Below are 11,588 nucleotides of genomic sequence, written 5' to 3'. Positions count from 1 at the left end.
AAAGCTTTGTATGAACTTATTTGAAAAAGCCTTTTACAAAGGATTTAAATTAAGCAATTGCGAGGATAATATTGATTTGATTAAAGAAAAAATTTTAAATCATAAATTTGTTTTACAAAAAAAAGAAAATGATAATTTTTTCTTTTTAGACGTTACCGATGGATTATTATATTATTTTATTAATGATTTAAAAAATTATAATTTACCAAAAAGCTGTATAAAAATTTTAGCTAAAACAAATAATCAATTATCACAATATAATGATTTTTTAAAACTCAACAATTTTAAAGAAATATTAAAACATCAACAAATGGTACTTAAAAAAGAAAATACCGAGCCATCTTCTTTTTCTTTTATCTCCCAACCATGTCGCGATGATACTGAAGAAATTTATTATTTTTTTAAAAAATATTTTGATCATTATTTATTTTATTTTTCAAAGCAAACTATTGAAGAAAAAATAAATAATATATTTATCTACAAAGAACAACAAAAAATTCATGGAGCTCTAATTTACACCCAAACGCTAAGTTCATGTTTTTTGGATTTTATAGCAGTGGATCAAAATTTAAAATATAAAAATATAGCCTTTGCTCTACTTAATCATTATTTTTTAGTTAATCAAAAAAGCAAATTTTTTAAACTTTTTGTAGAAGAAAACAATAAAAAAGCAATTAAATTTTACAAAAGGTCAGGTTTTGATTTTAATAATATAATTTTAAATTTTTATAGGAATTTTTAATGCAATATGAAAATATTTATATTTTAGGTACTGGAAAAGTTTTAAAAAAATGCCAAAAAATAGCTGAAGATTTTTTTAATCAAAAAGTTATCTTGGTATCCTATGCTCAAAATTTAGATAATTTTTTTAATCATCTAAAAAAATGTCTCATTATTAGCGCTAATAATTTTTATATTTTTAAAAAAGAATGTGTACTAAATAATACAATTATCAATTACCACAATGCGCTATTGCCGAAACATAAAGGATGTAATGCACATCTTTGGAGTATTTGGGAAAATGAAAATGAAAGTGGAATTTCTTGGCACATTGCAAATGAGTATATCGATGCAGGGGCTATTTTAACCCAAAAAACAGTAAAAATAGAACACGATTTTACAGCTCTTAAACTTTTGCAAATTCAACACAAACTTGCAATTGATTCTTTTCAAGAAGCTTTACAAAATTTACAAAATAACAAACTAGAAATTCAACAAAATAACAGCGGAGCGGGGGGGGATATCATAAAAAATCAGAATTACCAAACAATGGTTTCTTGGAACTTTCTTGGGATAAAGAAAAAATTGGTCGTTTTTTAAGAGCTATGGATTGTGGCGCTTTAAGTGAACTTGCAAAGCCCAAAATCAGAATTTTTAATAAAGATAAAGAAATTCTGCTTTATCAAATTAACGAATTTGACTTAATTTTAAATTTAAGCGATAATACAACTTTAAAAATTACAAAGGAGCAAAATGCAAATTGTTAAACAATTTTTTACCAATATAGAAAGAACCGATATTGATGAAAATATGACAAATTTGGTCAGCGAAGATATTATTGATAGTATTGATATCATGGCTTTAGTAGCTGAAATAGAAAAATACTATAAAAAGCCTTTAAAAGCCGAATTTATAACTCCTGAAAATTTTGAAAGTTTTGTAAACATTAAGCAAATGCTAGAACTTGCTATGAAGGATTAACTTGTTTGAATTTGTTTTAAACAAGTGTAATTACACAAAAATCTTATCTTTTAAACAATCTCAAGCTTAAATTTATCACCTTCGTCTTTAAATTTGAAAATCTTGTTTTTGCAAGGATAAGAAATAGAATTTTCTTTCATGGGGAATTTTTTACCTTTTAATTTTTCAAGCATCAAAGGGAGTTCTTTTTTTAACATAGATCTATCTGTCATTCTCATACCATGATCTAAACTTTTAATCATTTTACCATCAATATCTTTTTCATGAACTAAGTATAAAGTCGCATCACATCCAAATTCTTTATAAATTGAAAAAAGGATTTGTTTATCTTGCGTTGTATTAAATTCATCTCTTGAGCTATGATAAGATACAAAAATGATATTATTGTTTGTATGAGTTTGTATTTTTAAATGAGAAGAATTAAGCAAAGATCGAATAATATAATTTTCATTTGAAAAAAAATAAGGAGAATGTTCATCTTTCCTAATCCAATAAGTTTTTACAAACATAGCAACTAAGGTATTAGCATCATTAAAGATAAAATCTGGTGTATTTAAATCTCTTCCTATTATATAGTTTAGTAAAGGTAGAGGTGAGCCTGAATTATCAATCACCCCATCCACATACCAAGGAGCAATTTTGGCTATAAGTAAAGATAAGTATCCACCGTATGACCCCCCCCCGTAGATCTTTGCTAAATTTGCAAATTGTGGATAATTTTTAATGATATCTTTTAAGGCATTGATATGATCAATAGCAGCCATAATGCCATAGTTTTGATATTCATCATTGGGTGGAATAAAATCGCAAGTTAATTCTACTTTTTGATTTAACTGAATTTGTCCTCTTTGTTTCATGGTTTCTAATTGCTCATCAATAATAGGAATAATTTGAGAAAAATTATTTTCATCCGCTTTTATATACGCTAAATCAATGTTTTTTAAGATCTGATTAATATGCATTAAATCTTCTTTATTTGGAACAAGTCTAGGGTTATATTTTTCATCAACACTTTTTCTAGAACAAAAACAATGATAAAAAACATTCACCACAACGACATCAAATTTTTTAGCGATATATTCTCTATCAAAATCTAAAAAAGAAATATTAGCATTAGCTCCATATCCGCCAATCATAAAAACTATAGCTTTCATTTCTTTCTCATCATCATAAGTCATACGGTATTCTAGTTTTGAAGTTCTTTTGATATTAAGTTCTACATCATCACAAGAAGAAATTTCATAAGTTTTATTGACAAGCATTGATAACCTTATTAATATTTTAAAGATGATTATACTTAAAATTTGGTAAAATAAAACAAAAAAAATAAAAGTAGAAAGTATGAAAAATCTTTGTATTATACCTGCACGCGGAGGATCAAAAAGAATTCCTAGAAAAAATATTATAGATTTTTTAGGAAAACCTTTGATCTCTTATAGTATAGAAAATGCTTTAAATTCGCAAATTTTTGATGAAGTTATCGTTTCAAGTGATGATGAAGAGATTATCGAAGTAGCTTTAAAATTTGGCGCGAAAGTGCCTTTTAAAAGATCTGTTTATTTAAGCGATGATTATGCTTCAAGCACTGCTGTGATCCAAGATGCGATACAAATTTTGCAAAAACAAGGGCAAAATTATGATCACATCTGTTGTCTTTATGCTACAGCACCGCTTATCAGTGCTGATATCTTAAAACAAGCCTTTGAAAATTTTATACAAAATAAAAGCCAATTTTTATTTAGCGCTTGTGAATTTGACTATCCTATACAAAGAGCTTTTTATTTGGATGAAAAAAAACAAGTTAATATGTTTGATGAAAAATATTACCAAAGCCGCTCTCAAGATCTTACCAAAGCCTATCATGACGCTGGAGCTTTTTATTTTGGAACCAGTAAAGCTTGGCTTGAAAATGATTTTATGTTTAGACCTTACTCGAGTGTATTTTTACTTCCAAAAAATTTGGTTTGCGATATCGATACATTTCAAGATTTAGAATTTGCAAAGATACTTTATAGGGTAAATTATAAGGAGAAAAAGTGTTTATAAAAGAAATAAAAGGATTTAAATATCCCGATATGGAACTTGTGAGATGGTTTTTTAAAAACAAATTAAATGATTTAAAAGATGGTAAAGTTTTAGAATTTGCTTCACACAATGGTAATAATCTTTCCTTGTTTGCAAACTATGACTATGAATGTATTGGAGTAGAACTTAGTGAGCTTCATTGCCAAAATGCACAATATAATTTTAACCATGTTTTAAAATATAAAAAATTTCAATTTTTTAATGACAATATGTTAAATTTTGCTAAAAATTTTAAAGATATTTGTGCTAATGTTTTTTTAATACCTAATGTAATCAATTTTATCACTAGAGAGGAATTTAAAAATTTACTTAAAAATAGTAGAGATAATCATCTTTATAAGTATGGGGGGGGGTATTTTTCTTTTTTCTTTTTAAGAGCAAGAAGTATTAGAGATCATCGCTATAAATTAGGATATACTCTAGAAAATGGTAGTTTTATCTTAGATAAAGATGAATTTAGCGGAGAAAAAAATTGTCTTTGCACTTGCTATCAAGAATATGAATTGGTAGAATATTTAAAAAAATATTTAAATTTATATGATTTTGAAGTTATAAGTAGTGAAAACATCAATATGAAAAATCAAGTTTGTATTAAAGATAGTGATATTATAATTTATGGAAAAATTTGTTAGGAGGATATTAAATGTATATTAGAGATTTAAAAGGATTAAAATTCCCAGATCTAGCTATTATTCAGTTTTTTTTTAAAAACAATTTACATCAAAATTTACATAAAAAAGTTTTAGAATTTGGTTGCTCAAATGGAAATAATCTTTCCTTGTTTGCAAACTATGACTATGAATGTATTGGAGTAGATTTTAACCCTGATAACATTAAAAATGCTTATTATAATTTTGAAAATGTCATTCAAGCAAAACAATTTCAATTTTTTGAAGAAAATATTTTAAATTTTTGTCAAAAAAATCCTGATATTCAAGCAGATATTTTTTTAATACCTAATATTATAAATTATCTAAAAAGAGAAGATTTTTTAAATCTTTTAAAAGATTGTAAAAAATATCGAGCATATAAAGATAATGCTCTATTTTTTTTAAGAACTAGAAGTATTAAGGATTTTAGATATGGTTTTGGGGAAAAAATAGCCCACAACACATTTAAAATTACTAATGATGATACAACTGGGGAATTAGGTTGTATTAATACCTTATATCAAGAATATGAACTCGTAGAGTATCTTAAAGATTATTTAAATTTATATGATTTTAAAGTTTTAAATTATGAGGCTAATAATATAATGAAAAATGATATAAATATCCTTGATAGTGATATAGTAATTTACGGAAAAATTAAGTGAAAATAGCTATCATGCAACCTACTTTTAACCCATGGCTGGGTTATATTTATATGATACAAAAAGTAGATGCTTTTGTCTTCTTAGATAATGTTCAATTTGAAAGAAGATCATGGCAAAATAGAAATAAAATCAAACTACAAAATCAAATTTTCATGTTAAATTTAATTACAAAAAAAGCACCTCAAAAAACTTCTTTAATGGATATATTTTTAGATAATGATCAAAAATGGAAAGAAAAATTTTTAAAAACTATTTATCATGCTTATTCTAAAAGTGTAAATTTTAAAAAATATTATCATTTTTTAGAACAAAATCTTCATCAAGAAAAAAAATTAATTGATTTTAATATTAATTTAATTTTAAAAATTTGCAAAGATTTAGATATACAAACTCCTATTTATAGATCTTCCACTATGAATATAACTTTAGAAAAAAAAGAAAGACTAATTCTTAATATTTGTAAAATTTTAAAAACAAGGCATTATTTATCACCAGAGGGTTCAAAAAATTATCTTCAAAGTACCAAAAAAATCTTTCAAGATGAAAATATAAATATCGAATATTTTAATTTTATACATCCTACTTATTTTCAACAAGGAGATACTTTTATTCCATATTTAGGGAGTTTAGATTTTCTATTTAATGAAAAAAATCCTTTGTCAAAATTTAAGGAAATAATTAAAGAAAATGAAAGTTTTATTTAGAAGTGACAGTTCAACTCAAATAGGCTTTGGACATATCAAGCGCGATCTTGTTTTAGCAAAACAATACGAAGATGTAAGCTTTGCTTGTTTGCCTTTAGAGGGCTCTTTGATCGACGAAATTCCTTATCCTGTTTTTGAATTACAAAGTGCAAGTATTTACGAACTTATCCATCTTATCAAAGAGCATAAATTTGATTTACTTGTGATTGATCATTATGAAATTACAGCTGATGATGAAAAATTGATCAAACTCGAAACTGGAATTAAAATTTTAAGCTTTGATGACACTGTAAATCCTCATCATTGCGATATTTTGCTCAATGTCAATGCCTGTGCAAAAGCAAGTGATTATGAAGGCTTAGTTCCTCTTAAATGCGAACTTAGATGTGGATTTTCCTACGCTTTAATTAGGGATGAATTTTATATCGAAGCTAAAGAAAAAAAAGAAAAAATATGGGATTTTTTCATCTGTCTAGGTGGGACAGATATAAAAAATCTTTCTTTAAAAATCGCAAGTGATCTTCCAAGCAATAAAAAAATAGTCATCGCCACAAGCTCTTCAAACAAAAACCTTAAAAAACTTAAAATTTTAGTCAAAGAAAATCCTAATATAAAGCTTTTTATTGATTGTGATAATATCGCTAAACTGATGAATGAAAGTGAAAAACTCATCATCAGTGCGAGCTCCTTAGTCAATGAAGCATTACTCTTAAAGGCTAAATTTAAAGCTATTTGCTATGTTGAAAATCAAAGACCAACCGCTGATTGGCTTGCTAAAAAAGGTTATGAAGTGGAGTATAAAATTTGATTGAATTAAAAAATTTTATAGAGCTTAATGAGCAAGAAATCAAGCTAGTTTGGCAATGGAGAAACGATAAAAAAGTTAATGAATTTATGTATACTAAAAACTTTGATATTAAAGAACATAAGAATTTTATCCATAATTTAAAACAAGATGAAAGCAAAAAATATTTTTTAGTGTTTAAAGATAAAGAGGCTATAGGGGTGATTGATTTTGTGAATATCAAAAAAGAAAGTTGCTATTTTGGACTTTATGCAAAACCTAATTTAAAAGGAGTAGGACAAATTTTAATGGATGAAGTTAAAAAATATGCCTTTGAAATCTTAAAAGTAAAAATACTAAAAGCATATGTTTTTAAAAATAATGATAAAGCTTTAAAACTTTATTTTAAAAATGATTTTCAAATTGAAAAGGAGGATAAAAATATATTTAATATATACTTATATAGCATCAATGAACAAAAAATACAAGAACCTTGCAGTCATTCTCCGACGGGGGGGGGTAAAAATAGATTTCTACCTATCTTTTGATCAAGGATGAGCAATATGAAAACTTTAATTACAAAACAAAGAAATCTTATTTTTGACAAAAATGAAGAAATTATAGAACATATTATATTAGCTAATAAAAATATTATTTTAAAAACTGAAAAAAAATCTTTTATGCTAGAAAATTACATTAATTTAAATGAAGAAAAAAAAGAAAAAATTAGATTTTATCGCAATCATCCAGAAATTAAAAAATATCTTTACAATACTCACTATATTTCAAGATCAGAACATGAAAATTTTATCCAAGGTTTAAAAGAAAACAACCAAAAGCAATATTTTTGTATTAATTATAATAATGAAATTTTAGGAAGTGTAAATTTTGAAGAAAAAAATAATTCTATAGTTGAATTCGGCTTTTACTCAAATCCTTTTTCAAAATTTTTAGGACTGGGAAGAATTTTGGAAGAAATTAGTATTTACTATTCTTTTTCGGTGTTACAAAAAAAAGAAATGATTTTACAAGTATTTACTGAAAATCAAAAAGTTGTTAATCTTCATAAGAAATTTGGATTTCAAATCAACTCAACAATAAATTTTAATAATAAAGAAATTTTTTATATGAGTCTTAAATATCCCTTACAGCAAAACCTTCTCTAGCTAATTCCTCCTTGATATCTTTTGGAGTATATTGAGAAAAGTGAAAAATATAAGCGCCTGCTAAAGCATCTGCGCCCATATTTAAAGCTTTACTTGCATCACTTGGCTTTCCCAAGCCTCCATTGATAATAAGTGGAATTTTAAGTTTATCTTTAAAAAGACTTAAAAGTTCTAAATCATACCCTTGAGCCTTTCCTTCAAAATCCACTGAAGTGAGTAAAATTTCGCCCGCACCTTGTCTTTCATATTCTAAGGCAAGTTCCAAAGGATCAATGTCTAATAATTTTTCTTTGCTATAAACACAAAAGCGACCATCTTTTCTTTTAACATCGATAGAACAAACGATACATTGCGATCCAAAACGATTAGCCGCTTTAGTGATAAAACTAGGATCTTCTAAAGCTTTAGAATTAATAGCGATTTTATCCGCTCCAAGATTTAAAATATCTTGTATATTTTCAAGAGTTTTGATTCCACCTCCTATCGTTAAAGGCATAAAACATTCTTTGGCAAGATCCTCTAAGCTTTCAAAATCAACTTGTCCATTTTTAGAAGCGTCAATATCTAAAATAATCAGCTCATCAACATTACGTGCATTATAAATTCGCATCGTTGAAGTTAAATGACCAATAGTACGAAAATCTTTAAATCCTATGCTTTTCACTAGTTGTGCATTTTTTAGCAATACACAAGGAATAATTCTAGTTTTTAACATTTTCAAAGCCTTGTAAAATTCTCTAAAAGTTTCAAGCCCAAATTTTGACTTTTTTCAGGATGGAATTGAACACCAAAAATATTATCTTTTTGGATACTAGCTGTAAATTGATAGCCATACTGAGCCTTTGCGCTAATAAATTTTTCATCACACTTAACATAAAAAGAATGCACAAAATAAAAATCATTTTGCAAGGGAATATCTTGATACAAAGGCTCTTTCTTTAAAATTTCTAAATCATTCCATCCCATATGAGGAATTTTTAAATTAGTTTTTTCAAAAGGAACAACTTCACCTTCTAAGAAACCAAGTCCATTACAAATTCCACCCTCATAACCCTTTTCTAAAAAAAGTTGCATACCAAGGCAAATTCCCAAAATAGGCTTTTTTACTTGTAAAACTTCTTCTTTTAAAGGTTCCATAAGCTCCATTTTTTCTAAATGCCTCACCGCATCTTTAAAAGATCCAACGCCTGGTAAAATAAGTTTTTGCGCCTTGGAAAAATCTTCTTTTTTACGTATTAAAAAATTTTCAATACCTATTTTTTCAAGAGCTTTTAAAACAGAATTTAAATTTCCAGCTCCATAATCAATCACACCTATCATTTTAAAACATACTCTTCTTTTCTAATCAAAGAGCCATCACAATCCCTTAAAAACTCACCCTTTTCATTGCGTTTAAAAATTTTTTTATTGGTAAAAGAATCAACGATTTTTTGAAATTCTTTTTCACTAAAACCACTAAATTCTAGGTATTTTTTAATGGCTTTTTTAGGTGGTTTTCCATCGTATTTTTGTACAAGTCTTACCCCCTCTTCTCTAGTAATATAACCTAAACGAATATCTAAACATGCATTATCAGTTGCTCTTCCAAAGCCATATTTACAGTATTTTAAATAATCATGCACATGATTAGAATAACAATCTAAATTTTCAAAATTTTCATAAGTAGTTTCAACAGGCTTAATACTTGTTTTAAAACCATTTTTTTGAGAAATCTCAAGATTGTTTTTATAATCCCATTTGAAATAATATCCTACAAATAATCCTGTAACACCGACTCTTTTAAGCTCCTCATCACTTGGATAAGTATAAAAGTACAAATCTTTTTCTTCTATACCATCCACTCCTATCATATCGGCAATTCTATTACCCAAAAGTCCTCCAAATTCTTCAAGCCATTCTCTGCCTAAAGTATTTTTATCTTTAGAGCTTGCAGGGCCACCATATTCGATTTGTGGACTTTCCCCCCATATAATTAAAGGAATATTAAAATTCACAGCAATACGTGATACAGAAGTAAAAATTCCTAAATGATTTTGCCATTCGTTATCTCCTGTTCTTATAAAAGCTTCTCTTGCAAGTTTTTTATAAATTTTTGGATTTCTTTTAATATGGATAAGATCAACTCCTAAATCATTAAGATTTTTTAAATTTTTTCTCCCTATTTTAGTAGGGACGCTTGGTTCAAAACAAACACATAAAGGATTAAGCCCAAGTTCAAGCATTTTAATCACTTGAAAAGTAGAGTCTTTACCTCCACTTACTCCTATTACACAATCATAAACAGGATGTTTTTTATATTTTTTAATGAGTTCTAAAAATTCTTTTTCTCTTTCTTGCCAATTAATTTCTCTATCTTTACTTTCTTGAGAACGACAAGCATCACAAATCCCCTCTTCATCAAAATGCAAATCAGGTTTAGTATCTGGCATAACACATTTTTTACAATATTTCATAAATAATTCACTTTCTTAAAGAATTAACTAATAATAGTAAAGGTTAAATCGTAAAAAAAAAATATTTTTTTATAGCTTAAATAAAAAATATATTATAATACTAAATATTATAATATTATGAGGTTTAAATGCAAATAGGAAATTTCAACACAGATCAAAAAGTATTTATCATAGCAGAATTAAGTGCAAATCATGCCGGAAGTTTAGAACTTGCACTAAAAAGTATCAAAGCTGCTAAAAAAGCAGGGGCGGATGCGATAAAAATTCAAACTTACACTCCAGATAGCCTTACTCTTGATAGCGATAAAGAGGATTTCATCATCAAAGGTGGACTTTGGGATAAACGCAGACTTTACGAACTTTATGAAAACGCAAAAACCCCTTATGAATGGCATGAACAAATTTTTCAAACCGCCAAAGATGAAGGCATATTCTGCTTTTCAAGTCCTTTTGCGAAAAAAGATGTGGATTTTTTAAAACAATTTGATCCCATAGCTTATAAAATCGCCTCATTTGAAGCTAATGATGAAGAATTGATCCGTTATATAGCCAAAGAAAACAAAACCACGATCGTTTCTACGGGCATTGCGAGCGAAGAAGAGCTTTTTAGAATTTGTGAAATTTTCAAAGAAGAAAAAAATCCACAATTGATATTTTTAAAATGTACCTCCGCCTATCCTGCAAAAATCAGCGATATGAATTTAAAAGCTATTTTAAGTTTAAAGGAAAAATTTGGTGTAGAAGTGGGACTAAGTGATCATAGCTTTGGATACTTGGCTCCGGTTATGGCTGTAGCACTTGGAGCTAGGGTGATTGAAAAACATTTTATGATTGATAAAAATTTAGGAAGCGAAGATGCTAAATTTAGCCTCGATTTTGATGAATTTAAAGCTATGGTTGAGGCTGTAAGAGAAGCTGAAAGTGCTTTAGGAGATGGCTCTTTAGAACTTAATGAAAAAACTTTAAAAAATCGCACCTTTGCAAGAAGTTTATACGCAAGTAAAGGTATCAAAAAAGGTGAAATTTTTAGCGAAGAAAATGTAAAATCCGTGCGTCCTTCTTTTGGACTTCATCCAAAATTTTACAAAGAAATTTTAGGTAAAAAGGCTACAAAAGATATCGAATTTGGCCAAGCCTTAAAAAAAGAAGATTTTGTATAAATATTTTTAGGATTAAATTATGAAATTTAATAAAAATCAAACTATGCTTTTTAGTAAAAACTTAAATTCACTAAACAATCTTATTTTAAAAGAAAAACTCAAAGGATTAGCAATCACTCATTATGAACTTATCTTAGGAAAAGATAGTTTAGATATCAATCTTAAAGATATTTCAGGGGGGGGGGTACTTGTATAAAAACGCTTTACAAGAGTTAGATAC

The 11,588-nt window shown here is 27.1% G+C and carries 15 protein-coding genes and 1 pseudogene; 12 read left to right on the top strand and 4 right to left on the bottom strand.

All coding sequences use genetic code 11. The features are described 5' to 3' along the window. Window positions 1–10: 10 nt before the first annotated feature. The 3 genes and pseudogenes from H2277_RS08000 (at window position 11) to H2277_RS07985 (ending at window position 1,701) form a co-directional block, all read left to right on the top strand. On the top strand, window positions 11–742 hold the full coding sequence (locus H2277_RS08000) for a GNAT family N-acetyltransferase (protein WP_337201805.1): 732 nt from the start codon (window positions 11–13) through the stop codon (window positions 740–742). Further along, window positions 742–1,487 (top strand): annotated as a pseudogene (locus H2277_RS07995) (formyltransferase family protein). Before H2277_RS08000 ends, H2277_RS07995 begins: the two are co-directional and overlap by 1 nt. Then, complete coding sequence (locus H2277_RS07985; protein ID WP_337201802.1) at window positions 1,474–1,701, top strand: acyl carrier protein; 228 nt, start codon at window positions 1,474–1,476, stop codon at window positions 1,699–1,701. Before H2277_RS07995 ends, H2277_RS07985 begins: the two are co-directional and overlap by 14 nt. Before the next feature lie 50 nt (window positions 1,702–1,751). On the opposite strand, the gene H2277_RS07980 is transcribed toward H2277_RS07985, so the two are convergent. Next, window positions 1,752–2,963 (bottom strand): DUF2920 family protein, encoded by a 1,212-nt coding sequence (locus H2277_RS07980; protein WP_337201801.1) that lies wholly within the window; start codon window positions 2,961–2,963, stop codon window positions 1,752–1,754. 79 nt (window positions 2,964–3,042) lie between these two features. On the opposite strand from H2277_RS07980, the gene pseF reads away from it, so the two are divergent. The 7 genes from pseF to pseH (H2277_RS07945) are packed head-to-tail and all read left to right on the top strand — an operon-like array spanning window position 3,043 to window position 7,755. Continuing rightward, a complete protein-coding gene (pseF, locus tag H2277_RS07975) occupies window positions 3,043–3,747 on the top strand; it encodes a pseudaminic acid cytidylyltransferase (RefSeq protein WP_337201800.1) in 705 nt (234 codons plus the stop codon). Continuing rightward, complete coding sequence (locus H2277_RS07970; protein WP_337201799.1) at window positions 3,738–4,418, top strand: class I SAM-dependent methyltransferase; 681 nt, start codon at window positions 3,738–3,740, stop codon at window positions 4,416–4,418. The genes pseF and H2277_RS07970 overlap by 10 nt, the downstream gene beginning before the upstream one ends. Window positions 4,419–4,429: 11 nt before the next feature. Next, window positions 4,430–5,101, top strand: coding sequence for a class I SAM-dependent methyltransferase (locus H2277_RS07965; RefSeq protein ID WP_337201798.1), 672 nt, complete (start codon window positions 4,430–4,432; stop codon window positions 5,099–5,101). Further along, the gene (locus tag H2277_RS07960) at window positions 5,098–5,805 is read left to right on the top strand and encodes a WbqC family protein (protein ID WP_337201797.1); all 708 of its coding nucleotides are present in this window, start codon (window positions 5,098–5,100) and stop codon (window positions 5,803–5,805) included. Before H2277_RS07965 ends, H2277_RS07960 begins: the two co-directional genes overlap by 4 nt. Then, window positions 5,789–6,613 carry a UDP-2,4-diacetamido-2,4,6-trideoxy-beta-L-altropyranose hydrolase gene (gene pseG / locus H2277_RS07955; protein WP_337201796.1) on the top strand — a complete coding sequence of 275 codons (825 nt, stop codon included), beginning with the start codon at window positions 5,789–5,791 and terminating at the stop codon, window positions 6,611–6,613. The genes H2277_RS07960 and pseG overlap by 17 nt, the downstream gene beginning before the upstream one ends. Further along, window positions 6,610–7,137 (top strand): UDP-4-amino-4,6-dideoxy-N-acetyl-beta-L-altrosamine N-acetyltransferase, encoded by a 528-nt coding sequence (gene pseH, locus H2277_RS07950; RefSeq protein ID WP_337201795.1) that lies wholly within the window; start codon window positions 6,610–6,612, stop codon window positions 7,135–7,137. Before pseG ends, pseH (H2277_RS07950) begins: the two co-directional genes overlap by 4 nt. A 15-nt stretch (window positions 7,138–7,152) precedes the next feature. Continuing rightward, window positions 7,153–7,755 (top strand): UDP-4-amino-4,6-dideoxy-N-acetyl-beta-L-altrosamine N-acetyltransferase, encoded by a 603-nt coding sequence (gene pseH / locus H2277_RS07945; RefSeq protein ID WP_337201793.1) that lies wholly within the window; start codon window positions 7,153–7,155, stop codon window positions 7,753–7,755. On the opposite strand, the gene H2277_RS07940 is transcribed toward pseH (H2277_RS07945), so the two are convergent. Genes H2277_RS07940 through H2277_RS07930 form a run of 3 tightly spaced genes read right to left on the bottom strand, consistent with a single transcriptional unit; the run spans window position 7,724 to window position 10,208 of the window. Next, entirely contained in the window at window positions 7,724–8,470 is a 747-nt protein-coding gene (locus H2277_RS07940; RefSeq protein WP_337201792.1) for a HisA/HisF-related TIM barrel protein, read from the bottom strand. The genes pseH (H2277_RS07945) and H2277_RS07940 overlap by 32 nt on opposite strands. Window positions 8,471–8,472: 2 nt before the next feature. Beyond that, on the bottom strand, window positions 8,473–9,075 hold the full coding sequence (gene hisH / locus H2277_RS07935; protein WP_337201791.1) for an imidazole glycerol phosphate synthase subunit HisH: 603 nt from the start codon (window positions 9,073–9,075) through the stop codon (window positions 8,473–8,475). Next, window positions 9,072–10,208 (bottom strand): N-acetyl sugar amidotransferase, encoded by a 1,137-nt coding sequence (locus H2277_RS07930; RefSeq protein WP_337201789.1) that lies wholly within the window; start codon window positions 10,206–10,208, stop codon window positions 9,072–9,074. Before H2277_RS07930 ends, hisH begins: the two co-directional genes overlap by 4 nt. A gap of 128 nt (window positions 10,209–10,336) precedes the next feature. Between H2277_RS07930 and pseI the strand changes: the two genes are divergently transcribed. Together pseI and H2277_RS07920 are read left to right on the top strand one after the other, a co-directional pair. Further along, the gene (pseI, locus tag H2277_RS07925; RefSeq protein ID WP_337201788.1) at window positions 10,337–11,368 is read left to right on the top strand and encodes a pseudaminic acid synthase; all 1,032 of its coding nucleotides are present in this window, start codon (window positions 10,337–10,339) and stop codon (window positions 11,366–11,368) included. A gap of 19 nt (window positions 11,369–11,387) precedes the next feature. After that, window positions 11,388–11,564: a hypothetical protein gene (locus H2277_RS07920; protein WP_337201787.1), complete on the top strand. Its 177-nt coding sequence runs from the start codon at window positions 11,388–11,390 to the stop codon at window positions 11,562–11,564. The last annotated feature ends 24 nt before the right edge of the window (window positions 11,565–11,588 follow it).

Origin of the sequence: Campylobacter sp. W0014, from assembly GCF_020135975.1 — a bacterium.
GTDB lineage: Bacteria > Campylobacterota > Campylobacteria > Campylobacterales > Campylobacteraceae > Campylobacter_D.
This window is presented reverse-complemented; position numbering and strand designations above follow the sequence as displayed.